Genomic DNA, 23,810 nt, shown 5'->3' on the forward strand with positions numbered 1-23,810 from the left:
CCACCCGAGCCCCAATAAGGCGGAGGACCAGTCTCTTCAGCGGCACATCGTCAGGAACTCCTCGATGGTCCGGGCCAGCAGAACCGGATCCTGCAACATGGGCAGATGACCCGTGGGGATCTCCCGATGCAGGCCGGGGTCCAGCACCGCGCGGTACCGGCGTTGCGCGGCAACGGAGAACTCGCGATCGTTCAGCGTTGTGAGGTAGCCGCGAGCCGCGGGCAGCACCCGCTCGGAAACCCGATCGCGGTACAGGCGCTGGGATTCGGGAGCGAACTCGTCGATGAGCCGGGTGATATCGGCCTCGGACAGGCCCGTGCCCAGCCCGGAGCGAATCGCGTTGGCGGGCGGGCGAGTTCCGGCCACGCGCATGATCAGATCGGCCAGGTAGCGCTGCGGGAACGGCAGCGCCCGCAGAAACGAGCTGCCCGGAGCCGGGATCGACGCGGACACCGCCAGGAGCGCGGTGAGGCGATCGGGGGCGATCGCCGCCATCTCGCTCGCCACCACGCCGCCGATGGAGTGCGCGACGACGGCGAAGTGGCGAGCCGGGGCCTGCGCGAGGGCGGCCTCGGCGTACTCGCGCAGCGATGCGCCCGCGGCGGTGGGATAGCGGACCACCACCGATTCGACCGGCAGCTCGGCGCGGACCCCATCCCAGATCCAGCCGGGCAGGCCCGCACCGCCGAGCAGCAGCACCGGATCGGTCATCGCGGATGAACCATGGCGATGACCTCGACCTCGATCTGCCAATCGGGCTGGGCCAGCGCCGCCACCTGCAGCAGGGTGTCGGCGGGGTACGGCTCGCTGAGGAATTCGCCGCGCAGGGTGATCACATGCTGGAGATTCGCGGGCATATCGGTGACGAAGATGCCCACCTTCACTACATCGCTGAAATCGGCTCCGGCTTCGGCCAATACGCGCTGCACATTGCGGAAGGCCTGGCGGCCCTGTTCCAGGAAGCCGCCCGGAACGGTGCGGCCGTCCTCGGTGAAACCGGCCTGGCCGGAGACGTAGATCATGCCGTTCGCGGTGATCGCCTGGGAGATGCGGTACGGGTGGTACCAGTCGGGGGTGGTGGCGATCTTCTCGATACCGGGGCGGCGGGTCATGGGGGCAGACATGGCGAAATCCGTTCTCGTGCTTCGAAGCTGTATCGATACACAGCCTCATCGATCACGAACATCCGGACCAGAACCTGTATTTCCGAGGTCCGGGCAACCTCGGTCCAGCAAACCCACCCTAAGATTCGGTACTCGTGGACACCTCTCAGCAACTCGGCGATTTCCTGAGCACCCGGCGCGCCCGGCTCCAGCCGCAGGATGTCGGACTGCCGTACTACGGCACCCGCCGCCGAGTGCCCGGGCTGCGCCGTGAGGAACTCGCCCAGCTCGCCGGGGTCAGCGCCGATTACTACGCGCGACTCGAGCAGGGGCGGCTCGACAATGTGTCCTTCACGGTCCTGGACGCCGTGGCGACCGCACTGCGGCTCAGCGATGACGAACGCGGCTACCTGTATCAACTGGCCCATCCGCCCGCACCCGGCGATGAACCCGTCGCACCGGTGCTGCGGCCCGCCCTGCACGCACTACTCGCCGCGATGGAGCAGATTCCGGCCTATATCGTCGGCCACCGCACCAATATCCTCGGCTGGAATCACGCCGCCACCGTGCTTTTCGGCATCGACTTCGCCACCCTGCCCGGCCCGCAACGCAATTGGGCGCATCTGGTGCTGCTCGACCCGCGGCTGCGGACGCTGCTCGCGGGCGAACAACCCGTTATCGCCCGGCAGATCACCCATGATCTGCGCATGCGGCTGGCGCACCGGCCCGGCGATTCGGAGCTGCGCGATCTGGTCGACCGCATGCGCTCGTCCAGTGCGCAATTCGACGAACTCTGGAGCAGTCACGATGTCGTGGGCGTCGCGCACGGCGTCTACCACTTCCAGCATCCCGAGGTCGGCCCGATCTCCCTCGACTACGAATTCCTGCCCCTCACAGCCGATCCCGGCGTCCGCGCCATGGTCGCCTACACCATCGCCCCCGGCGAAGCGGGCCAACGGGCGCTGCGCGAACTCATCACGCGCTCACTGCGTTTCGGAGACTCGATCTGAATAGCGTTCCACCCGAACGGTTTTACCTCCGGAAACGCCGAAGGCGGCCCGAGTAGCACTCGGACCGCCTGGCGGGATATCAGGTACAGCGCGAAAGTCAGCGCAGGATCTGACGCGACATCACCAGACGCTGAATCTGGTTGGTGCCCTCGTAGATCTGGGTGATCTTGGCGTCACGCATCATGCGCTCCACCGGGAAATCGGTGGTGTAGCCCGCGCCGCCGAACAGCTGCACTGCGTTGGTGGTGACCTCCATGGCCACATCGGAGGCGAAGCACTTGGCGGCGGCGGAGATGAAACCGAGGTTCTTCTCGCCACGCTCGGCGCGCGCGGCCGAGGTGTAGACCATCAGGCGCGCGGCCTCGACCTTCATCGCCATATCGGCGAGCATGAACTGGGTGTTCTGGAAGTCCGCGATGGCCTTGCCGAACTGCTTGCGGTCCTTGGTGTACGCGATGGCCGCGTCCAGCGCGCCCTGGGCCAGGCCGACGGCCTGCGCGCCGATGGTCGGGCGGGTGTGATCCAGGGTCTGCAGCGCGGTCTTGAAACCGGTACCGGGCTCGCCGATGATGCGATCGCCGGGAACCTTGCAGTTCTCGAAGTACAGCTCGGCGGTGGGCGAACCCTTGATGCCCAGCTTGTGCTCCAGCGGGCCGACGACGAAGCCCTCGTCATCCTTGTGCACCATGAACGCGGAGATGCCGTTGGCGCCCTTGTCGGCATCGGTGACGGCCATGACGGTGTACCAATCGGACTTGCCGCCGTTGGTGATCCAGCACTTGGAGCCGTTGATGATCCAGCCGTCGCCGTCCGCCTTGGCGCGGGTGCGCATGGAGGCGGCGTCGGAGCCGGCCTCACGCTCGGACAGCGCGTAGGAGGCCATGCCGCCGTTCACGATGGTCGGCAGCACCTGCTGCTTGAGCTCCTCGGAGCCCTGCAGGATCAGGCCCATGGTGCCGAGCTTGTTCACCGCGGGGATGAGCGAGGAGGAACCGCAGACGCGAGCGACCTCTTCGATCACGATGCAGGTGGCCACGGAGTCCGCGCCCTGGCCGCCGTAGGCGTCCGGCACGTGCACCGCGTTGAACCCGGCGGCGTTGAGCGCGGTCAGCGCCTCCTCCGGGAAGCGGGAGTTGCCGTCGACGTCCTTCGCGTACGGGGCGATCTCCTTCTCCGACAGCGCGCGGATCGCGCCGCGCAGCTCATCGTGGAAGTCCTCGAGCTTGAACAGATCGAAATCGGGATTGCCCGCCATGGATTCGTCTCCTGGTCGTTCGGATCGGATCGCCGCTGGAAGCCCAACCTTCCCAGCGTCTCGGCACTCAGTGCCATTCAAAGCAAAGTATACGCCGCGATATCGCGGCCACGTGCGCTTAGTTCCCTACCAAACCCTGGCACGCAGTGTCATTTACGCCACTGCGTATCGATCACAGCGTATCGAGACGACGCTGCAGAAGATCGGCGACCTGCCGGGACGGCATATCGCGCGGGAACACCGCCACCACCAATTGATCGGATTCCACCCCCGCCGGACGCGCGGCTTCACCCCGCGGCACCGTGGCCAGGGCCGCGCGCAGATCCGCCGGACTCGCATCGGACTCGCCACGCACCATGCGCCGCAGCAGATAGTTGTGCGTGGCCGTCACCGCCGCCGTGAACTGCACCAGCGCCAGATCCGACTCGCCGCGCAACCGCGCCCGCAGATAGTCGGTGAACAGCCGCTCATACCGGAAAACGGTGACGATCTCACGCTCCCGCAATGTCGGCACCTGCCGCACCACCTGATACCGGCGCGCCGCCAATTCCCGCCACTGCGTGAACCTTTCGAACACCGCCACCACGGCCTCGAGCACCGCGTCCCACGGATCGCCCTGCGCGGCATCCAGGTAGGCGCGCGCCTGCGCCAGCTGCGATTCGTGATCGGCGAAGACCACATCCTCCTTCGACCGGAACTGCCGGAAGAAGGTGCGCCGCGAAATACCGGCCGCCTCCGCTATCTCGTCGACAGTGGTTGCCTCATAACCCTTTTCGGCGAACAACCGGAGGGCATGATCGACAACCGTCAGGCGTCTGGCAGTAGCGTCGTCGGGGGCCACCTGCCCACCGTAGCCGGGTGGGCGCACGGATTCGGTCAGCCCAGCAGCTGGGTTCGCAGGGCCTGATCCTTTTCCAGGACCATCTTCTCCAGATCGGCCTGGAACTGCTCCATGCGCTGGCGGAGTTCGGGATTCGAGGCGGCCAGAATGCGCACGGCCAGCAGGCCCGCATTGCGCGCGCCGCCGATGGAGACCGTGGCGACCGGGACGCCACCGGGCATCTGCACGATCGAGAGCAGCGAGTCCATCCCGTCGAGATGCTTGAGCGGGACGGGCACGCCGATCACCGGCAGCGCGGTCGCGGAGGCGACCATGCCCGGCAGATGCGCCGCGCCACCCGCGCCCGCGATGATCACCTGCAGGCCGCGACCGGCCGCCTCCTTGGCGTAGTCGAGCATGCGCTGGGGGGTGCGGTGCGCCGAGACCACGCCGACCTCGAAGCGAATACCGAACTCCGCCAAGGCTTCCGCGGCGGCGACCATGGTGGGCCAGTCGGAGTCGCTGCCCATGATCAGGCCAACCTGTGCGGTCTCAGTCATGATGCGGATCCCATCCGTCGGTCCAAATCGCGTGCGACATCCAATGCGCCGCGCGCTCCGCTTTCTCGCGGGTGACGGCGACATCGTCGCCGAGGATATTGATGTGGCCGATCTTGCGATCGGGGCGCTCACCCTTGCCGTACAGGTGCACCTTCGTCTCCGGCAGACGCGCCGCCAGATGATGCAGGCGCTCGTCCATCGACATCGCCGGGGATTCGGCCGCGCCGAGAATATTCGCCATCACGGTCACCGGAGCCAGCGGCGCGGTGGAACCCAGCGGGTAATCCAGCACCGCGCGCAGATGCTGTTCGAACTGACCGGTGCACGCGCCGTCCATACCCCAGTGGCCGGAATTGTGCGGGCGCATGGCCAGCTCGTTCACCAGCAGCTCACCGGAGTGCGTTTCGAACAGCTCCACGGCCATTACCCCGGTGACACCGAGTTCGGCCGCCAGGCGCAACGCCAGGGCACCGGCTTCGGTCGCGCGCTGCTCGGGCAGAGCGGGCGCGGGGGCGATCACCACGGCGCACTGGCCATTGCGCTGCACGGTCTCCACCACCGGCCAGGCCGCGGCCTGACCGAACGGGGACCGCGCCACCATGGCGGACAGTTCGCGGGCGAGATCCACCTTGGCCTCGGCCAGCAGCGAAACACCGTGCGCCAGTTGATCGTTGACAATGCGCTCGGTCTCGGCGGCATCGGCGGGCATCCACACGCCGCGACCGTCATAACCGCCGCGCACCGCCTTGAGCACGAACGGCCAGCCATTCGCGTCACCGAACTCGACCGCGTCCGTGACCGATCTCACCTCGGTGAACGCCGGAATCGGCAGACCCAGCTCGGCCAGCTTGCGGCGCATGATCAGCTTGTCCTGCGCGAAGATCAGCGCGCTCGGCGGCGGCTGCACATTCACGCCCTCGGCGATCAGCGCCTCCAGATGCTCGGTCGGCACACCCTCGTGATCGAAGGTCACCGCGTTCGAGCCGACGGCCGCCTTGCGCAGCGCCGCCAGATCCTGATGGCTGCCGAACACCACATCGGGTGTGACCTGCGCCGCCGGATCATCCGGCCGCTCGGCCAGCACGCGCAGCCGCTGCCCGAGCGCAATGGCCGCCTGATGGGTCATGCGCGCGAGCTGACCGCCACCGATCATGGTGACGGTGGGCATCGCGGAGGAATCGAAGGAACGTGCGCTCACGTTCGTCAATGTTGTCATGGCACCGACCCCCTACAACCCGCGGGTTGCTCTCCGAGTCGGTAAGCGACGTAGACTCGGCTGGTGTCATTTGTCGACAAGGTCATAAACGTCCTGCCCACACCGCTGCGGGACCTCGCCGACCGCCATTCCGAACTGCTGAAGTTCGCGATTGTCGGAGCGACGACCTTCGTTATCGATATCGGGATTTTCTACCTGCTGAAGTGGACCGTACTGGACACCAAGCCGACGATCGCCCGCATCCTGTCGGGCACCATCGCGGTCATCGTGTCGTACATCCTCAACCGCGAATGGACCTTCGACAAGCGCGGCGGGCGCGAGAAGCACCACGAGGCGCTGCTGTTCTTCGCGGTCAGCGGCATCGGGGTGCTGCTGGCGAGCCTGCCGCTGTACATCTCCAGCTACGTGTTCGACCTGCGCCAGCCGAACGTCAGCTTCACCGTCGAGAACATCGCCGACTTCTTCAGCGCGTTCATCATCGGAAATCTGCTGCAGATGGCATTCCGATTCTGGGCCATGCGGCGCTGGGTATTTCCGGATGAAATGAAAGAACTCGAGGAAGAGTTCGAGGATCTGGTCAACGAGGAACAACTCGGACATAGTTAGAGCTTGAAAAGATAGCGGCCCACAACCTTTCGGTTGTGGGCCGCCGTCGTATTCGGGGGTGGCGGGGTCCGCCGCGCCGAGAGCCGTGCCCGGCGGCGTCAGCCTCGGTCCACGACCAGCGTGACGGTCAGGCGGGCACCGCCCACCGGGCTGTCGGTGAGAGTGGCTGTGCCACCGTGCAAGCGGGCCTGCTGGGCCACCAGGGCCAGGCCCAGGCCGCTTCCGGAGTTGGGGCTGGCGCGTTGGAAACGCTCGAAGACACGCTCGCGTTCGGACTCGGGGACACCGGTGCCGTCATCGTCGATGGTGAGGGTGACCGTATCGCCGACGGTGCGGGCGGCTATATCGACGCGGGTGGCGGAGCCGTGCCGGACGGCATTGGTGATGGCGTTCTCGAGCACCGAGCGCAGGCCCGCCGCCAGGCCGCGCAGGCGAATGGGTTCCACGCCTTCGGTTTCGATGGCGACGCCCGGATGCATGTGTACGGCGTCATCGACCACCTGATCGATGAGCTGGCCCAGATCCACGTCCTCCCAATCGGATTCGGTGGTCAGATCGCCGACGGCCAAGCGCTCCAAGGCATGCAGGGTCGCCTCGATCGCGGTTTGACCGGCGAGCACCTCGTCCAGGATCTCGGCGCGCTCGGACTCCGAGAGCGATATGGTGCGCAGCACCTGGAGATCGGTGCGCATGGCGGTCAACGGGGTGCGCAGTTCATGCGCGGCCGTCGCCGCGAAATCCCTTGCGGTGACCAGGGCTTCGCTGGTGTGCCGACGCTCGACCGCGATCCGGTCCAGCATGGTGTTCATGGCATCGGCCAATTCCCTTGTCTCACTTGCCACCGGACGCTTGGGCGGGTCCAATGCCAGCCGATCCCCCAGCCCGGCCGTCTCGGCGGTGAGACGGCGCAGCGGGGCCACCGCGCGCGAGGCGAAATACCAGCCGAGCAGGGCCGCGAGCGCGGTCGCCGCCACCCCGATACCGATGATCCGGGTGCGCTGCTTGGTCGCGGAATCCGTTGCGACAGTGCGGGGTACGGCCACGACGACGGTCTTGCCCGCCACCGGGAAAGTGCGCGCGAACTCCACCGCGGTCGAGGAATCCGCATCGGGGCCGCGTTGCAGATACAGCTCCGGACCGGGCGTCGCGGGCTGCGGCAGCGCGTGCGCGCCCGGCACATCCGTCGTGACCAGCGGTGCGCTCGGATCCGTCGGCAACGCGGGCAGCGGCTGCGCCGGAGACAGCGCGATCGCATCCACCACCGACCCCACCTGCGTCTTGGCATCACTGCTCGCCACCGCGAACAACACCGTGCTCATCAGCGCCACCACCACGGCGGCGGTCGCGGCACTGGCCAGCGCGACACGAGTGCGCAGCGAAAACGGTCGGCGCAGCGGCGATCGCGACCTCATGCCGCACCGCCGAGGCACCCTACGAGCGGTGGGGTCCGATCCCCACCCGAGCAACCCGCAAGCGGTGCCGCGCGCGAATCACGACCTGGCTGCCTCATGCGTCGTCTCGCAGGACGAAGCCGACGCCGCGGACGGTGTGGATGAGGCGCGGGCTGCCGGTGGATTCGATTTTGCGGCGCAGGTAGGAGACGAACACGTCGACCACTTTCGTCTGGGTTTCGAAGTCGTAGCCCCAGACGCGATCCAGTAGCTGGGCGCGGGTGAAGACCTGGCCGGGGGCGGCGGCCAGGGCGGCGAGCAGATCGAATTCGCGTTTGGTGAGATCCAGCCGGGCGTCATTGGCGTAGGCGCGGCGGGCGCTCGGCTGAATACTGAGGGGGCCCACCGTGATTCGATCCGCCTCGGATGCGGGCGCGGGGGCGCGGCGCAGCATGGCGCGCAACCGGGCGACCAGTTCGCCGAGGTCGAACGGCTTGGTCAGATAATCGTCGGCCCCGGCCTCCAGCGCACCGATCCGATCGGTCACCTCCGCCCGCGCGCTCAGCACGCAGATCGGAATATCGTTCCCGAACGACCGCAGCGCCGTCACCACCTGCACGCCGTCCAGCAGCGGCATATTCAGATCCAGCACCATCGCCTGCGGCGCGCTCGCGGTGATGCGCGCCAGCGCGGCGGCCCCGTCCGTCGCGGTCTCCACCTCGAAACCGGACAGCCGCAGCCCCCGCGCCACCGACGCCAGCACCCGCGCGTCATCGTCCACAACCAGAATCAGCGGACCACTCACAGCCCAGACCCTACTGACGCCACCCGTGCGGAAACTGTGAGCGAACCGCCGACCCGCGCCACGAATTCACGCTGTCCGCTCACCGGGTGAATCACCCCCGGGCGACGGTCACTCCTCGCGATTCCGTACGACAATTCGGCCGAATCTCCCATTGATCAGTGGATATCTCCGCCGCTCACGCCATGCGGCAGCGCCATGGATCCGGCGCGCGGGACAGCTCGGCCGCGCGCCGGGAACGGATCAGCCCGCGCTGCCGGTGGACGGAGCGGGCAGGGCCGGGACGACCGGCGAGGCGGGATAGGTGTCGCGCGGGAGGATGGTGACGCCGTGCTGGCCGGGCTCCAGCGGGGTCGCCGGAATCGCGCCGGGCGGCAGCTGGCCCGGGCGGCCGCGCTGCACGGTGACATTGCCGTCCTCGTCCTTGGTCACCAGGACGGTCTCGGACGGGTCGGACGGGTACTGCACATTCGGATCCACCGGGATCGCCACGCCGGGGCGGGCCACCTCGCCGCCGGTCGCATCCGGCGCGGCCGCATTGGCGACCGCCGGGGCCAACAGGGCAGCGAGCACGGCGACACCCGCGATTCCGCCCGCGATCGCGCCGCGGCGAACTGTGGTCTTCTGCATGGCAACTCCTTCGGTTCGTCGACGATCTCTCGCCGTTCTGTCTGACGAATCCGAAGGTATGGAGCAAGTTCTCAGCCCCGGCTAGCGAATGGTTAGGGAATCGATAGAGAACGCGACGTCAACGTGGTTCGGTGACAGGACCGTTCGGGGCCGGGCGGGGGGAACCGCCGCTGGAGCCGAGGAATACGGCGAACAGGGCGGGGCGGCGGCGCTGGAGTTCCATGCGGCCGCCGTCTGCTTCGATGAGGGCGCGGGCGAGGGCCAGGCCGACACCCGTGGAGCCCGCGGCGGAGAAACCGCGGTCGAAGATGTGCGGGGCCAATTCATCTCGGACGCCGTCGCCCTCGTCGGCCACCTCGACCACGACGAGGGGTTCGCGGGAGGCCAGGCCGCCGGTAACCGTGCGGACCGAGACCGTGCAGGTGCCGCCGCCGTGCATGAGGGCGTTGTCGACCAGTACCGCGACCGCTTCACGCAGGCGGGAACCGGTGACAGGCGCGCGCAGGGTGGGGTCGCCGAGCAACACCAGTTTGCGGCCCGCCTCCGCGAAGGGGTGCCGCCATTCCGCCACCACCCCACGGAGTTCCGCGACGACCGGCACCGGATCGCGATCCGCCGCGCCCTCATCGCGGGAGGCGCGCACCAGTTCGTCGATGGCGTCGGTGAGCCGATCCACCTGTGCCATGGCCTCTTCCGCCTCGTGCACGACGGCGGGATCGTCATGGGTGGAGAGTTCGTCCAGCCGCAGCCGCACGGCGGTGAGGCGACTGCGCAGCTGATGCGACACATCGGCCACGAGCGCGTGCTCACGTTGCAGCCGACCCGCGATTTCGACTGTCGCGGAGTCCAATACGTCCGATACGCGATCGAGTTCGGTAATCCCGTGCCGTCGCGAATCCGCCCGGAAATCACCCATCGCCAGCCGCGCGGCCCGCGCAGCCACATCGCGCAGCGGATCCGCCACCCGGCGCGCGGTCACCACCGCGACCGCGATGCCCGCCCCGAGCGAGATCAGCACCAGCGCCGCGACCGCGCCGAGGGCCTGCCGCTGCATCGAATGCATCGGCGCGGCAGGGGTTTCCAGCCGCAGCGATCCGGAGGTGCCCATGGCCAGGGATTCGGCCAGCGGATCCCGCACCTGATCCGCCCCCACATCGATACGCGAGGCATTGTCCTGCGGCGTCGGATACACGATGGTGAGCCGCCCGTCCGGCGGAATCAGCGGCCGCACCGACCGCAGATCCAGCTCCCCGTGCACCAGACCGTCATCGCGCTCCTGCGCCACCACCTCCACCGCGATCCGATCGAGGCGATTGCGCAGTTCATTGCGCGAGATGTCCTCCACCCACTGCCAGGCCGTGAAGGCCAGCGGCACACCGAGAACCAGTGTGGTGAGGGTGAGCGCGGCCACCATCGACAGCAGGATTCTGCGTCTCATCGTCGAGATGCCTCGCTTCGCTCGGCGTTCGATACGGATACGCCACGGCGTCGGCCGACGCCACGGCACGGACCTGCGGGTACGCCGGGGCGCGACCTGACTCGCGCGCTCTGGCGCAGGGGGGAGCATACGAAAAACCGGTCGCGGGAACCGCTAATCGGTGTTGAAGCGGAAGCCTACGCCGCGCACCGTTACGATCCGGCGCTCCGCCACCGGTCCCTCGTCACCGATCTTCCGGCGCAACCAGGACATGTGCATATCCAGGGTTTTGGAGCCGCGCAGATCGGCGTCACCCCACACCTCGCGCAGGATGGTCTCGCGCGAAACCACCTGTCCGGCGCGGTCGATGAGCACCTTGAGCAGTTCGTACTCCTTATTGGCCAGATTCACCTCGAGGCCGTTCACGAGTACGCGACGCGCGGCGGGTTCGAGCCGGATTCCGCCCACCTCGACCGTTTCGTCCCCGATTCCGCTGCGCCGCAACAGCGCTCGCACCCGGGCGAGTAGTTCGGCGAGCCGGAAGGGTTTGCCGACATAGTCGTCCGCGCCGGCGTCCAGCCCGACCACGAAATCGACCTCGTCGGTGCGCGCGGTGAGCATCAGCACCGCGAGATCCGCCCCGCGCGCCCGCACCTGGCGGCACACCTCCAGACCATCCATACCGGGTAGTCCGAGATCGAGAATCAGCAGGTCATGGCCGCCCTCGAGGGCGCGCTCCAATACGGCGGGACCGTAGCTCTCCACGGTCACCGCATAGCCTTCACGCCCCAGCGCCCGCGACAGCGGCGCGGCAATGGCCTCGTCGTCTTCGGCCAGCAGTACAGCGGTCACGGAGCAAGCCTACGGGTAGGCGGGCGGGGAACCGTGATTGCGCGGATCGTTTTGCACCACATCGAAGACTTGGTGATACAGCAGCGCGTGCACCTGCTGCACATGCGGAATGTCGTCGTACTCCAACGGATCCTCCGACGCGGACCCGATGATGAGCGTGCCGGTGCCCAGGAGTCGATCGAACAACCTATGCCGGAACTGCACATTCGAGATGCGGTTCATCGGAATGTCGATACCGGTGTGGGTGAGCACGCCCTGCCGGATCAGCACCCGCCGGTCGGTGATGATGAAATGCGTGGACTTCCAGCGAATCAACGGGATGACGCTGCGCCACAACACAATCACCAGCCATAGCACCCCGATGCCGATCAACAGACCGGTCGCCACGTTGCCATTGGTATTGCGCGCGGCAACGCCCAACCCGAATCCGGCCAATGCGGTGATCAGGATGAAAGTTACAGCGGGCCAGAACAACATCTTCCAATGCGGATGACGATGTAGCACCAGCTGCTCCTCCGGCGCCAATGCTTCCTCTGGATAACCCATGTAAGCACCCTATCCCGCGGAGATGACAGAATGCCTCACGCCGAACACCGGTCTGGCGCACAATCGTGCGGCATCCGCGTAGCATCGGCGACTCAGATCTGCCTTTCGTCGAGCTGTCCCGCGCAACACCATTCCGGCCGCATTCAAAACCGGCGCATGACACAGGAGGCGTGTGTGACCCGAGAGTTGACCCAGCTGCAAATCTTGCGAGAACTCGAACCGGTGGCAGAGCAGAACCTGAACCGCCACCTGTCCATGGCGAAGGACTGGCATCCGCACGACTACGTGCCGTGGGATCAAGGCCGCAATTTCGCCGCAATGGGCGGACAGGACTGGGACCCTTCGCAATCCTCACTCAGCGAGGTCGCCAAGATCGCCATGGTCACCAACCTGCTCACCGAGGACAACCTGCCCTCCTACCACCGCGAGATCGCCGAGAACTTCTCCCAGGACGGCGCGTGGGGCACCTGGGTCGGCCGCTGGACCGCCGAGGAGAACCGGCACGGCATCGTCATCCGCGACTATCTGATCGTCACCCGCGGCGTCGATCCGGTCGCGCTAGAAGAGGCGCGGATGATCCACATGACCAATGGCGCACAGTCACCCGATGATTGGGGCGGATTCCTGGAGAACGTCGCATACGTGACGTTCCAGGAATTGGCCACCCGCATCTCGCACCGCAATACCGGACGCGTATGCAATGACGCCATCGCCGACCGCATGCTGCAGCGCATCGCCGCGGACGAGAACCTGCACATGATCTTCTACCGCACCCTCTGCGGCGCGGGCCTGGACCTGGCGCCCGATCAGGCCATGGAGGCGATCACCAAGGTGCTCACCAACTTCGTCATGCCGGGCGCGGGCATGCCGAACTTCCGGCGCAATGGCGTGCTGATGGCCAAGCACGGCATCTACGATCTGCGCCAGCACCTGGAAGAGGTGGTGCAGCCGGTGCTCAAGAACTGGAATATCTTCGAGCGCAACGACTTCGGTCCGCGCGGCGACAAGGCGCGGGAGATCCTGGCCGCGTACGTCGCCAAGCTGGAAGCCGATACGGTCAAATTCGAGGAGCAGCGCGACCGCCTGCTGGCCCGCGAAGCGGCCCGCGCCGAACTCCAAACCGTCTAGGCCGAACACCGAAATCGTCTAGCACCCATCGGAATACCCGTACACCCCGTCATCGCACGATGACGGGGTGCGCTCAGTATTCGGCGCGCAGGTGAGTGACGTCACCGGCGGAGACGGCGCGATCGCCGATCAACAGGCGGCCGTGCGCGTCGACACCGGTGGCGATGCCGGTGAGCACCTCACCGCCCGGAATCTCGGCCTTGACCTGAGATCCGATGGTGGAGCAGCGATCCCGGTACTCGGCGGACAGTTCCGCGGTATCCCAGCCCGCGGCCTCCCAGGCGGTGAAACGGCGCGCGAACTCGCGCAGCATGGCCGCCGCCAGTTCGGTGCGGTCGGCGTCGCCCGCACCGGACAGCAGCAGCGAAGTCGCGTGCGGCACCGGCAATTCCGCCTCGGTCAGGCTGACGTTCAACCCGACGCCGATCACGATCGCGGGATCGGTTCCCGCCGCGGCGATCTCGGCGAGGATGCCGGACAGTTTGCGGCCGTCGACCAGAATGTCATTGGGCCACTTCAGAATTGCCTTGACCCCGGTAGACGCGCGCACCGCGTCCACCACGGCCACCCCGGTCAGCAGGGGCAGCCAGCCCAAGACCTCAGGGTCGATACCGCGCGCCCGCACCAGAACCGACATGGCGATCTGCGCGCGCGGCGGGCTCACCCACTGCCGTTCGTGCCTGCCGCGGCCGCGCTCCTGCGCCTCGGCGATCAGCACCACCCGGTCGATGGTCGAATCGGCCGCACGCGCAACCAGGTCCGCATTCGTCGACCCGGTCGAGGTGACCACGTCGATCCCGGTGAAGAACGACCCCTCCGGCGAGGCGGCGAGACTGCTCCGCAGTCGGTCGATATCCAAGGCTGGCCTGTCCATGCCGCGAGGCTACTCCACCGGGTGCGACGATCCCCGCGCCCCCGACCGGCATGCGCGGGTCGGCGGCCGGGGTGTCCGCAACGCACATTTCGTCATCGGTGAGCGCGGCAGCGCACCCGCCGTTGGCGGCGGGTGCGCTGTCCTCGATCCCCCGGGTCTCGGTCCGGATCTCGTGTTCGGTGATGGTCGGCCGCGGCTCGGTGATGGTCCAGCTCGTGACCGCCGAGACCGCCGCGCGTTCTGCCTGATGTGTACTCCAGCCCCACATAACCGCTCCCCTGTAGTCGGCTTCGGATGCCACTCCAGGGTCTCGTGGAAAAGGGCTGCGCACCAATGATTTATGGCCAGGACAGCGCCGGAACAGGGCGCTGAACTGGCGTTTCAGGGGTGCCGAATTTCTCCGGACCGGAAAGGATCGACGGTCCGGGGCCGGGATCTCAGGACGCGGCGACCGGTTCCAGGCCGAGGAATCCGGAGGTGAATCGGTGCACGGCGACCAGACCGTCATCGAGGGCCTCGCGATAGCCCTCGCGCACCCAGCCGGTGATCGCGGCGGTGCCGTCGGCTCCCGGGGTCACGCCGATCTCGGCGACCATCTCGGCGGTGGTCGGCACGCATACCGCCCACGAATAGTGCGTCTCGTCGGCCCACTGCGCGGTCCGCGTGGCGACATAGCCGGGATCGGTGATGCCGCCGTCGGCCAGCGCGGGGCGATCGTCGATGCGCTCATCGGCCCGCAGCGCACGCAAATACCAACTGCCCGCATTGATTTCAATGGGTTCCATCAGCGCTCCCGCCTCCGCTCCCGGCGCCCGCGCCGCTCATGATTGCCACCGCCGAACAACAGCGCACCCGCGACCGGAATCAACAGGAACACCCACCACTGATGCGTGACGAAGAACAGGATCACCGCCAGAATCGGCACCACGGGCATGATCCGCTGCGGCAGATTCCCGCCGAACCGCAACCCCTGCGTGGCCGGAACCGGCTTGTCCAGCACCACCGCGGGCAGATCCGAGAACACCGGCTCCAAGTCCCCGCGCGTCATGGCCGCGGCCACAACCCTGCTGCGCTCATCGAATTCGGCAACACTCAACCGCCCCGCCGCGAAGTTGTCGGACAGCCGTTTCATGGCCTCTTCCCGCTCCGCGGTGCCGATACGAATGTCCGGTGGTTCAGCCATGCAAAGACCTTAGCGCGACACCTCGAGAAACGTCCGGGCCGCTCACAGCTGTGAGCGGCCCGGACGGGAAAGCTGTTGCCGGACGGTCAGATCCGGCGGGAGATCACTTGATCTCGGCGAGCACGGTGCCCTGGGTGATGGCCGCACCGGCCTCCACCGACAGGCCCGTGATGACACCGGCCTTGTGCGCGGTGACCGGGTTCTCCATCTTCATGGCCTCGAGCACCACGACCAGATCGCCGATCTCGACGGTCTGACCCTCTTCGACCGCGACCTTGACGACGGTGCCCTGCATCGGAGCGGTGACCGAATCACCGGAAGCACCCGCACCGGCCGCACCGCCACGCTTGCGCGGCTTCGGCTTCTTGCGGATGACGCCCGCACCGTTCGCGGCAGGCGCCGCGCCGACCGAGAACTGGCCCGGCAGCGACACTTCGAGGCGACGGCCGCCGACCTCGACGACGACCTTCTGACGGGGAGCCTCGTCCTCGTCCTCGATCGGCACGCCACCGGTGTACGGCTCGATGGTGTTGGTCCAGTCGTTCTCGATCCACTTGGTGTAGACGTCGAACTTGGTGCCGTCGCCGATGAACGCCGGGTTCTCGACAATGTGGCGGTGGAACGGCAGCACCGTTGCCAGGCCCTCGATCTCGTACTCGGCCAGGGCGCGGGCGGCACGCTGCAGCGCCTGCTCGCGGTTCTCGCCGGTGACGATCAGCTTGGCCAGCATGGAGTCGAACTGGCCGCCGATGACCGAACCCTCGACCACACCGGAATCCACGCGCACGCCGGGGCCCGCGGGCTCCTTGTAGACCACGACCGGACCGGGGGCGGGCATGAAGCCGCGGCCCGCGTCCTCACCGTTGATGCGGAATTCGAACGAGTGCCCGCGCGGGATCGGATCCGACTTCAGTTCCAGCTCATGGCCTTCGGCGATGCGGAACTGCTGACGCACCAGATCGATGCCGGCGGTCTCCTCGGTGACCGGGTGCTCGACCTGCAGGCGGGTGTTCACCTCGAGGAAGGACACGGTCTCGCCCTGCACCAGGTATTCCACGGTGCCGGCGCCGTAGTACTCGGCTTCCTTGCAGATGCGCTTGGCGGAGGAATGGATCTTCTCGCGCACGGCATCGGACAGGAACGGGGCGGGGGCTTCCTCGACCAGCTTCTGGAAACGACGCTGCAGCGAGCAGTCACGGGTGCCGACCACGATCACATTGCCGTGCTTGTCGGCGAGCACCTGCGCCTCGACGTGGCGGGCCTTGTCCAGGTACTGCTCCACGAAGCATTCACCGCGACCGAAGGCGGCGATGGCCTCACGGGTGGCGGAGTCGAACAGCTCCGGGATCTCCTCGATGGTCTGGGCGACCTTCATACCGCGACCGCCACCACCGAAGGCGGCCTTGATCGCGACCGGAACGCCGTACTCCTTGGCGAACGCGACGACCTCGTCGGCGTTCTTGACCGGATCCTTGGTGCCCGCGGCCATGGGGGCCTCGGCGCGCTGCGCGATATGGCGCGCGGTGACCTTGTCGCCCAGATCGCGAATGGACTGCGGCGACGGGCCGATCCAGATCAGACCGGCATCGATCACGGCCTGCGCGAATTCGGCGTTCTCGGAGAGGAAGCCGTAACCGGGGTGGATCGCGTCCGCGCCGGCCTTGGCGGCGGCGTCGAGGATCTTGTCGAAGACCAGGTACGACTCGGCGGAGGTCTGCCCACCGAGCGCGAAAGCTTCATCGGCGAGCTTCACGAAAGGCGCGTCTGCGTCCGGTTCCGCGTACACCGCGACGCTGGCGATGCCCGCGTCCTTGGCAGCCCTGATCACGCGCACGGCGATCTCGCCTCGATTGGCTACGAGGACCTTCGTGATCTGCGCGTTGGCATGGTTGGGCACTGAGCCTCCTGTGCTGGAGATAACTTCGTCTTGGGCAGTGTAGGCAGTCTGCCAACAACAGCCGAACCGGGCTAGGGCTACCCATGGGTAGGCCCGAAGGGTGAGAATCACAGCGTTCGTGACCCTCGGGGGACCCCGGATGACCGGGCGGAGCATCTGCGCGGGGATGTCCGGGGAAGAACCTACCCTCGCATCACTATTCGCGCATAGAGCGGCCGGGGTTACCTCCGCACCGGATCACACGCGGGACAGCCCGGTCGCCCGCGCGGGATCACGGCCGGATCAGTCGCGCCGGATGCTCTCCGGCAGCGCGCCGGGCTGATCGCCGGTCACGATGGGCGCGCCGACCGCGTTCGACCATTCGGTCCAGGAGCCGTCGTAATTGCGGACGCCCTGCACACCGACGAGGTAGGTCAGGACGAACCAGGTGAGGGCGGACCAGCGGCCGATGCGGGAGTAGACCATCGGGGCGACGCCGTCGGACACCGCGCCGTAGATCACGTCGAGTTCGGCGCGCGGCCGGAAACGCGAGTCCGGGGCGACCGAGGCGCTCCACGGGATGCTGACGGCCGTGGGGATGTGCCCCGCGCGCAGCGCCTGCTCCTCGGGACGGTCCAGGACGACGAGGTCGCCGGTGTACTCCTCGAAGACGCGGGCATCGATCAGCGGTGCGCCCAGGTGCGCGATGACATCGGAGCGGAAGGCGCGGGCGGTCTTGTCATCGCGCGCGGGGACCGGGTATTCGCTCGCGAGCGGGTACGGGACCTCGAAGGTGGTGTCGCGGGCCTCGGAGATCCAGGCATCCCGGCCACCGTCCAACAGGCGCACATCCTCGTGTCCGAAGAGGTCCATCACCCACAGGGCGGCGGCCGCGGTGCCATTGGCGCGATCACCGTAGAGCACCACGGTGTCGTCGCGGCCTATACCTTTGGCACGCATGAGCGCGGCAAAGGTTTCACCGTCGACGACATCGCGAGTTCGGGGGTCGATCAACTCGTTTCGCCAATCGATCTTGATGGCCCCTGGGACATGGCCGATGTCGTATAGCAATATGTCCTCGTTGGACTCGATGATCTTGAGTCCCGGCGCGCCGATGTTTGCCGACAGCCATTCTGTGGTTACTAGTCGGTGAGGATGTGCGTAGGAACCGAACGAGGGATGCGGATCCGGGGCAACGGGCACAGTGTGGTCCTTCACGCGTGGTGGGTTGGGTATCGGCAGTTCGAATCTCAGCACCGATCGTAGGCAAGTGGCGGTAACGAAACTCGTTTCAGATCACGAATCGGATGATTGAGCGAATTAAGCGCAGCTTCATCCGATAAAGTCTCTCGAGAGGAGGGGTGAGCTATGTCCGATTCTTGGCCGCGACGACGTCTGCTCGCGATCCTACGTGGCGCCAGCGAGCCTCTCGACGCGCAGGAACTGGCCCGCGTCACCGGCCAACATGTGACTACGGTGCGTTTCCATTTGGATGTGCTCACCCGGGAATCACTGGTACGCCAATTCCAACAGCCCCCGCGCGGCCGCGGCCGCCCGCGAATCGGATATACCGCCGTACAGCGATCGGTGGGCTATCAGGAATTGGCGCAGGTGCTCGCCGATCAACTGGGCAGCGATCCGCGCCGCCGCTCGGACGCCGCCATTGCCGCCGGCCGGGTCTGGGGTTCCAAACTGGAATCGGTGGACCAACCGGTCGAAACACTGGAGGACGCACGGGATCTCACCGTCACCGTCGCCTCCGAACTCGGTTTCGCACCCGAACGTGATCCGGCCGGGGAGACCGAGGAGCATTCGCTCATTCGGCTCACCGCGTGCCCGCTGCGCGAACTCGCGCGCACCCACTCCGAAGTCGTGTGCGGCGTGCATTTGGGACTCATGCGCGAGGTGCTGGACCACAATGGCGCGCGCGACACCGTCACGGTGCGGCTGCATCCCTTCGTGGAACCCGAATTGTGTGTGGCGCGACTGGAATTGCTCGCGGCGGCCCGGACCACCGATGGCATCCCCGGCGTCGCGAACGACACCGAGGAGCCGCGCCTGGCGACCTCAACGAGCCGGGTCGCGCCACAGCTGCGTAGCCCCGACGTCCACCTGGGCAAGCAGTCGACGAACCAGCGGTAGCCCGATCCCGATCACGCTGGACGGATCACCCTCGATGCGCTCCACGAACCAGCCGCCGAGGCCGTCCAGGGTGAAGGATCCGGCCACCTGCAAGGGCTCGCCCGTCGCGATGTAGGCGTCCAGCTCCTCGGGTTCGGGTTTGGCGAAATGCACCGTGGTGGAACTGCAATCGGCCGCCTCGCCGACGATCTCGCCCGCGCGCAGGCGCAGTACGCAGTGCCCGGTGAGCAGATCGGCACTGCGCCCGGCCATTTCGGCCCAGCGCGCCCGCGCCACCTCGGGGGTGAGTGGTTTGCCCTGCAACCGCCCGTCCACGAGCAGCATCGAATCACAGCCCACCACAACGGAATCGGTGAATTCACCGGAGGCGGGATCGGCCTCGGCGGCGATCACGGCGGCGATTTCGCGCGCCTTCGCTCGGGCCAGTTCGATCACCACGCGATCGGGTGTGGTGTCCGCGGGTAGGGCCGCGGCCACCGCGTCCTCATCGACGTGGGACACCCGGACCACCGGTTCGACTCCCGCATTGCGGAGTACGCCGAGCCGGGCCGGAGATTGGGAGGCCAGGACGAAAGTCGTCCCGGGCACAGCGTTCGTCTCGGTCACAGCGGTCATGGGCACAGCCTATTTGGAGCCCTGCCGCGACCGGTCGGGCCGGTGGTCACGCGCACCGGCGCGGTCGGTCGCCTTTCGGCGTGTCAGTCCTTCAGATGGGACAGGGCCGGGAAGGCGTAGGGCGAGAACGGCGCGGAGCCGCGGTGCAGCAGGGTCGGCCGGCCCCACATATCGGCCGGGCCGTTGTCGGGCGCGGCACTCGGGACGCTCGCGGCGGCCGCGAATACGGCCACCAGGGCGGCCAATTCGAGATCGCTGGGATTTCCCTTGATTACCTGGATGAGCGGACCGGCGCTCGACGGGTCAGCTTCGGCAACAGCCGTTTCGACCGTTTCCGTCAATCCATCGACGGCTAGATCCAGTTCGGCGGCGCGCAGTACTTCTTCGTCAGCCATGGTCGTCACAGCGCCAGTCCTCCTGTCCAATTCCGCGCGGGTGGCGCGGCTGTTCGCGGAAATGGGTTCGAATCCGCGAACGGTAATTTGTGGGCCCTCAACGTCGAAGGCCCGTTCCTACCATCTTTGCTCGGATGGGGCGTTCTTGCGCGGTGTGCGGGTCCCGATACGAGTGGTACCGGAGTCCCAACCTCAGTGTGCGCCCCATGAAGCGCTTATCGTCCGATCAGAGCGGAATGTTGCCGTGCTTCTTGGGCGGCAGGGTCACCATCTTGCGCTCCAGCAGACGCAGCGCCGAGACGATCTGACCGCGGGTGTGCGACGGCGGGATGACCGCGTCGACATAGCCCCGCTCGGCGGCCACATACGGGTTGACCAGCGTGTCCTCGTACTCGTTCTGGAGTTCGAGGCGCAGCGCGTCGACATCGGCGCCCTCGGCGGCGGCGTCCTTGAGCTGCTTGCGGTAGACGAATCCGACCGCGCCCGACGCGCCCATGACGGCGATCTGAGCGGTCGGCCACGCCAGGTTCACATCGGCGCCCATATGCTTGGATCCCATGACGTCGTAGGCGCCGCCGTAGGCCTTGCGGGTGATGATTGTGATCTTGCCCACAGTGGCCTCACCGTAGGCATAGAGCAGCTTCGCGCCACGGCGGATGATGCCGTTGTACTCCTGGCCGGTGCCCGGCAGGAAGCCCGGAACGTCCACCAGGGTGATGATCGGGATATTGAAGGCGTCGCAGGTGCGCACGAAGCGCGCGGCCTTCTCCGAGGCGTCGATATCCAGGCAGCCCGCGAACTGCGAGGGCTGGTTGGCCACGAAACCGACGCTGCGGCCGTCGATGCGGGCGAAGCCGACGATGATGTTCATCGCGCGCTCGGCCTGCACCTCGAGGAATTCGTCGTCATCCACCAGGGCCTTGATGACCTCGTGCATGTCGTACGGCTGGTTCGGCGAATCCGGGATGATCGTGTCCAGCGCGATGTCGTCCTCGGTGAGGTTCTCCTCGATGGCGCCCGAGATCGGATCGGTGGCCGGGAAGCGCGGGGCCTCGGCGCGGTTGTTGCTCGGCAGGTAGCCCAGCAGGTCCTTGACGTAGTCCAGGGCGTCCTGCTCGCCGGAGGCGACGTAGTGCGCGACACCGGACTTCACCATGTGGGTGTGGGCGCCGCCCAGCTCCTCCATGGTGACCTCTTCACCGGTGACGGTCTTGATCACGTCGGGACCGGTGACGAACATCTGCGAGGTCTGATCGACCATGACGACGAAGTCGGTGAGGGCGGGCGAGTAGACGTGGCCACCCGCGGCCGGGCCCATGATGAGCGAGATCTGCGGGATCACGCCGGACGCCTGGATATTGCGGTGGAAGATCTCACCGTAAAGGCCCAGGGAGACAACGCCTTCCTGGATGCGCGCGCCCGCGCCCTCGTTGATGCCGACCAGCGGGCGGCCGGTCTTGAGCGCCAGATCCATGACCTTGACGATCTTCTCGCCGTACACCTCGCCGAGCGAGCCGCCGAAGACGGTGACGTCCTGGGAGAAGATGCACACGTCGCGGCCGTCGATGGTGCCGTAACCGGTCACCACGCCGTCGCCGAGCGGACGCTGGTTCTCCAGGCCGAAATTCACGCTGCGATGCCGGGCGAGCGCGTCGAGCTCCACGAACGAACCTTCGTCCAGCAGGGCGAGGATGCGCTCGCGCGCGGTCATCTTGCCCTTGGCGTGGACCTTGTCGACGGCGGCTTCACCCATCGGGTGCTTGGCTTCATCCAGCCTGTTACGCAGGTCAGCCAGCTTGCCGGCGGTGGTGTGGATATCGGGGGCGCCCGCCGACCCCGGCGAAGGCTGCTGCTGGACACTCGTCATGCCCGGGAGTGTAACCAGTACCAGTGCCCTCTGGTAATCCCGTCTTGCCTACTCGTCAGTATGGTTATTGACTGGCTGCCAGTAGAAACCCGCAGGTCGAGACTCGTTTTTACGCCGCAAGCGAGCTGTGGCCCGGGAAAAATATCTCGCTTGTGAATGGTCACCGCATCACCCCGGTGTGGCCTGTGGAATAGCGTCCGGGCTGCGGCCAGATGGTGAGTCCGTGCGCACCCCGGCCAACGGGGATGCGGGCCAACAACTTCCATTCCACGATGTCGATGGCGTAGACCTCGCCGTGATGGCGGCCGGAGACCCAGAAGACGCGGCCGTCCGCCGAGAGATTGCCCATATCGGGACTGCCGCCGCCCGGAATCTGCCACTTGCGAACCAGCCGATTCGTGGCGAAGTCCCATACCGAGATGGTGCCGTCATGGCGATTGGTGATGAGCATCGCGGTGGAATCGCGGGTGATGTAGAGCCCGTGCGTACCGTCGCCGGTGGGGACGAAGCCGGTGTTCTCGAAGGTGTTCGCGTCGAAGACGTGGATGCCGTTGGTGGCCATATCGGCGACGTAGAAGGTGCGGCCGTCCGGGGAGAGCTTCACATCCTGCGGCATGGCCCCGCGGCCCTGCGGCAGGTCGACCATGCGAATCAGGCGCAGCTCCGCGATATCGACCACGGCCATGCGGCCGCTGAATTCACAGCTGACCAATGCGGTCCGGCCGTCGGCGGTGAAATCCATATGGTTGACGCCGCCGCAGTCGGGGACGGCGACCGCGTGCAGCTTCTCCCAGGTGTGCGGATCGTAGAAATCGAGCGACCGGTCGGCTTCGGCGACCACGAGGGCGTATTTGCCGTCCGGGGTGAAATACATGTTGTACGGATCGCGCACCGGAATCGGCTCCCCCGCCTTACCGGTGCGCGGATCGATCGGCAGCAGACTGCCGCCGCCGATCGGCAGATCATTGTTGGCGTAGAGGGTTTGCAGATCGTACGAGGGCACCACGTGCTGCGGCTCCGACCCGCCCGCCGGATAGCTGTCGACGATCTGGAAGGTGGCGGGGTCGATCACCGTGATGGTGTGCGATTCGCTATTGGGCACGTAGACGCGCGGCAAATGGTCGGCGACGGCCGGGCTCAGCTGGCGCGTGGCCGCGTACACATCGGTGGACGATAACGGCGGCGGCATCCCGGGCAGCAGATTCGCCTGCGGCGCAACGGTTATGGGCGCTGCGGTACTCGATACCGGGACCGAGGTGGATGATCCGGCGGTTCCGGACGCCTTGCCATCGGTCGCGGCCTGGCCGCCGGAACATCCGGCCAGCAGGGTCAGGGCGACGAGCAGAACGGGTCGAGTACCGCGCGCGATCACGCGATGCACCGTGTCATACCGGCATGGCGGCGAGCTGACATGTGGCCGAATGCTAGGAGGCCACATGGGGTTTCACCGAGTCGTCACCGGGTGTCGCGCGGCTCGGACCTATCCGGCGATTCCGAAATCCTGGGCAATCCCGGCGCGACC

The 23,810-nt window shown here is 66.9% G+C and carries 26 protein-coding genes; 5 read left to right on the forward strand and 21 right to left on the reverse strand.

The features are described from left to right. Positions 1 to 36: 36 nt before the first annotated feature. Positions 37 to 711: an alpha/beta fold hydrolase gene (locus tag ACFC4D_RS44285; RefSeq protein ID WP_376072673.1), complete on the reverse strand. Its 675-nt coding sequence runs from the start codon at positions 709 to 711 to the stop codon at positions 37 to 39. After that, positions 708 to 1,124: a RidA family protein gene (locus ACFC4D_RS44290; protein ID WP_375963556.1), complete on the reverse strand. Its 417-nt coding sequence runs from the start codon at positions 1,122 to 1,124 to the stop codon at positions 708 to 710. The genes ACFC4D_RS44285 and ACFC4D_RS44290 overlap by 4 nt, the downstream gene beginning before the upstream one ends. A 134-nt stretch (positions 1,125 to 1,258) precedes the next feature. Between ACFC4D_RS44290 and ACFC4D_RS44295 the strand changes: the two genes are divergently transcribed. Continuing rightward, complete coding sequence (locus ACFC4D_RS44295) at positions 1,259 to 2,113, forward strand: helix-turn-helix transcriptional regulator (protein ID WP_376072676.1); 855 nt, start codon at positions 1,259 to 1,261, stop codon at positions 2,111 to 2,113. 97 nt (positions 2,114 to 2,210) lie between these two features. Here the strand turns inward: ACFC4D_RS44295 and ACFC4D_RS44300 are convergent, their stop codons facing one another. The 4 genes from ACFC4D_RS44300 to ACFC4D_RS44315 all read right to left on the reverse strand — a co-directional run bounded on the left by ACFC4D_RS44300 (position 2,211) and on the right by ACFC4D_RS44315 (position 5,964). Beyond that, on the reverse strand, positions 2,211 to 3,368 hold the full coding sequence (locus tag ACFC4D_RS44300) for an acyl-CoA dehydrogenase (protein WP_364646274.1): 1,158 nt from the start codon (positions 3,366 to 3,368) through the stop codon (positions 2,211 to 2,213). A 172-nt stretch (positions 3,369 to 3,540) separates the two neighbouring features. After that, on the reverse strand, positions 3,541 to 4,209 hold the full coding sequence (locus tag ACFC4D_RS44305; protein ID WP_376072679.1) for a TetR family transcriptional regulator: 669 nt from the start codon (positions 4,207 to 4,209) through the stop codon (positions 3,541 to 3,543). Positions 4,210 to 4,244: 35 nt separating this feature from the next. Continuing rightward, positions 4,245 to 4,748, reverse strand: coding sequence for a 5-(carboxyamino)imidazole ribonucleotide mutase (gene purE / locus ACFC4D_RS44310; RefSeq protein ID WP_376072682.1), 504 nt, complete (start codon positions 4,746 to 4,748; stop codon positions 4,245 to 4,247). Next, positions 4,741 to 5,964 carry a 5-(carboxyamino)imidazole ribonucleotide synthase gene (locus ACFC4D_RS44315; protein WP_376072685.1) on the reverse strand — a complete coding sequence of 408 codons (1,224 nt, stop codon included), beginning with the start codon at positions 5,962 to 5,964 and terminating at the stop codon, positions 4,741 to 4,743. Before ACFC4D_RS44315 ends, purE begins: the two co-directional genes overlap by 8 nt. 63 nt (positions 5,965 to 6,027) lie before the next feature. Here ACFC4D_RS44315 and ACFC4D_RS44320 point away from each other — a divergent pair, with 63 nt between their 5' ends. Continuing rightward, the gene (locus tag ACFC4D_RS44320; protein ID WP_364646265.1) at positions 6,028 to 6,570 is read left to right on the forward strand and encodes a GtrA family protein; all 543 of its coding nucleotides are present in this window, start codon (positions 6,028 to 6,030) and stop codon (positions 6,568 to 6,570) included. A gap of 98 nt (positions 6,571 to 6,668) precedes the next feature. Here the strand turns inward: ACFC4D_RS44320 and ACFC4D_RS44325 are convergent, their stop codons facing one another. The 6 genes from ACFC4D_RS44325 to ACFC4D_RS44350 form a co-directional block, all read right to left on the reverse strand. Next, positions 6,669 to 7,982, reverse strand: coding sequence for a sensor histidine kinase (locus ACFC4D_RS44325; protein ID WP_376072688.1), 1,314 nt, complete (start codon positions 7,980 to 7,982; stop codon positions 6,669 to 6,671). Between the two features lie 94 nt (positions 7,983 to 8,076). Beyond that, a complete protein-coding gene (locus tag ACFC4D_RS44330; protein WP_376072691.1) occupies positions 8,077 to 8,766 on the reverse strand; it encodes a response regulator transcription factor in 690 nt (229 codons plus the stop codon). 240 nt (positions 8,767 to 9,006) lie between these two features. Then, complete coding sequence (locus ACFC4D_RS44335; RefSeq protein WP_376072694.1) at positions 9,007 to 9,393, reverse strand: hypothetical protein; 387 nt, start codon at positions 9,391 to 9,393, stop codon at positions 9,007 to 9,009. A 118-nt stretch (positions 9,394 to 9,511) separates the two neighbouring features. After that, positions 9,512 to 10,831, reverse strand: a complete 1,320-nt coding sequence (locus ACFC4D_RS44340) for a HAMP domain-containing sensor histidine kinase (RefSeq protein WP_364646252.1) — start codon at positions 10,829 to 10,831, stop codon at positions 9,512 to 9,514. 153 nt (positions 10,832 to 10,984) lie between these two features. Continuing rightward, on the reverse strand, positions 10,985 to 11,662 hold the full coding sequence (locus ACFC4D_RS44345; RefSeq protein WP_364646249.1) for a response regulator transcription factor: 678 nt from the start codon (positions 11,660 to 11,662) through the stop codon (positions 10,985 to 10,987). 9 nt (positions 11,663 to 11,671) lie between these two features. Further along, positions 11,672 to 12,208, reverse strand: coding sequence for a PH domain-containing protein (locus ACFC4D_RS44350; RefSeq protein ID WP_375963535.1), 537 nt, complete (start codon positions 12,206 to 12,208; stop codon positions 11,672 to 11,674). A 174-nt stretch (positions 12,209 to 12,382) separates the two neighbouring features. Between ACFC4D_RS44350 and ACFC4D_RS44355 the strand changes: the two genes are divergently transcribed. Continuing rightward, positions 12,383 to 13,336 (forward strand): acyl-ACP desaturase, encoded by a 954-nt coding sequence (locus tag ACFC4D_RS44355; RefSeq protein WP_376072697.1) that lies wholly within the window; start codon positions 12,383 to 12,385, stop codon positions 13,334 to 13,336. A 73-nt stretch (positions 13,337 to 13,409) separates the two neighbouring features. On the opposite strand, the gene ACFC4D_RS44360 is transcribed toward ACFC4D_RS44355, so the two are convergent. Continuing rightward, a complete protein-coding gene (locus ACFC4D_RS44360) occupies positions 13,410 to 14,210 on the reverse strand; it encodes a biotin--[acetyl-CoA-carboxylase] ligase (RefSeq protein WP_376072700.1) in 801 nt (266 codons plus the stop codon). A gap of 98 nt (positions 14,211 to 14,308) precedes the next feature. Here ACFC4D_RS44360 and ACFC4D_RS44365 point away from each other — a divergent pair, with 98 nt between their 5' ends. Next, the gene (locus tag ACFC4D_RS44365; protein WP_376072703.1) at positions 14,309 to 14,458 is read left to right on the forward strand and encodes a hypothetical protein; all 150 of its coding nucleotides are present in this window, start codon (positions 14,309 to 14,311) and stop codon (positions 14,456 to 14,458) included. Between the two features lie 189 nt (positions 14,459 to 14,647). Here ACFC4D_RS44365 and ACFC4D_RS44370 read toward each other — a convergent pair whose 3' ends face one another. From ACFC4D_RS44370 to ACFC4D_RS44385, 4 genes are all read right to left on the reverse strand, one after another. Further along, positions 14,648 to 14,995 carry a hypothetical protein gene (locus ACFC4D_RS44370; RefSeq protein WP_364646234.1) on the reverse strand — a complete coding sequence of 116 codons (348 nt, stop codon included), beginning with the start codon at positions 14,993 to 14,995 and terminating at the stop codon, positions 14,648 to 14,650. Beyond that, the gene (locus ACFC4D_RS44375) at positions 14,995 to 15,393 is read right to left on the reverse strand and encodes a DUF1707 domain-containing protein (RefSeq protein WP_376072706.1); all 399 of its coding nucleotides are present in this window, start codon (positions 15,391 to 15,393) and stop codon (positions 14,995 to 14,997) included. The genes ACFC4D_RS44370 and ACFC4D_RS44375 overlap by 1 nt, the downstream gene beginning before the upstream one ends. 103 nt (positions 15,394 to 15,496) lie before the next feature. Beyond that, positions 15,497 to 17,290, reverse strand: a complete 1,794-nt coding sequence (locus ACFC4D_RS44380) for a biotin carboxylase N-terminal domain-containing protein (RefSeq protein WP_376072709.1) — start codon at positions 17,288 to 17,290, stop codon at positions 15,497 to 15,499. 282 nt (positions 17,291 to 17,572) lie between these two features. Then, positions 17,573 to 18,472 (reverse strand): sulfurtransferase, encoded by a 900-nt coding sequence (locus ACFC4D_RS44385; protein WP_376072712.1) that lies wholly within the window; start codon positions 18,470 to 18,472, stop codon positions 17,573 to 17,575. A gap of 165 nt (positions 18,473 to 18,637) precedes the next feature. Between ACFC4D_RS44385 and ACFC4D_RS44390 the strand changes: the two genes are divergently transcribed. Beyond that, complete coding sequence (locus tag ACFC4D_RS44390) at positions 18,638 to 19,411, forward strand: transcriptional regulator (protein ID WP_364646222.1); 774 nt, start codon at positions 18,638 to 18,640, stop codon at positions 19,409 to 19,411. On the opposite strand, the gene ACFC4D_RS44395 is transcribed toward ACFC4D_RS44390, so the two are convergent. The 4 genes from ACFC4D_RS44395 to ACFC4D_RS44410 all read right to left on the reverse strand — a co-directional run bounded on the left by ACFC4D_RS44395 (position 19,337) and on the right by ACFC4D_RS44410 (position 23,660). Continuing rightward, complete coding sequence (locus ACFC4D_RS44395) at positions 19,337 to 20,026, reverse strand: Maf family protein (protein ID WP_375963520.1); 690 nt, start codon at positions 20,024 to 20,026, stop codon at positions 19,337 to 19,339. The two genes, ACFC4D_RS44390 and ACFC4D_RS44395, sit on opposite strands and share 75 nt — an antisense overlap. Before the next feature lie 83 nt (positions 20,027 to 20,109). After that, on the reverse strand, positions 20,110 to 20,421 hold the full coding sequence (locus tag ACFC4D_RS44400) for an acyl-CoA carboxylase epsilon subunit (RefSeq protein ID WP_364646529.1): 312 nt from the start codon (positions 20,419 to 20,421) through the stop codon (positions 20,110 to 20,112). Between the two features lie 226 nt (positions 20,422 to 20,647). Then, a complete protein-coding gene (locus ACFC4D_RS44405; protein ID WP_375963519.1) occupies positions 20,648 to 22,288 on the reverse strand; it encodes an acyl-CoA carboxylase subunit beta in 1,641 nt (546 codons plus the stop codon). A gap of 160 nt (positions 22,289 to 22,448) precedes the next feature. Then, positions 22,449 to 23,660: a beta-propeller fold lactonase family protein gene (locus tag ACFC4D_RS44410; RefSeq protein WP_376072715.1), complete on the reverse strand. Its 1,212-nt coding sequence runs from the start codon at positions 23,658 to 23,660 to the stop codon at positions 22,449 to 22,451. Between the last annotated feature and the right edge of the window lie 150 nt (positions 23,661 to 23,810).

Source organism: Nocardia sp. NPDC056000 (genome assembly GCF_042269265.1).
GTDB lineage: Bacteria > Actinomycetota > Actinomycetes > Mycobacteriales > Mycobacteriaceae > Nocardia.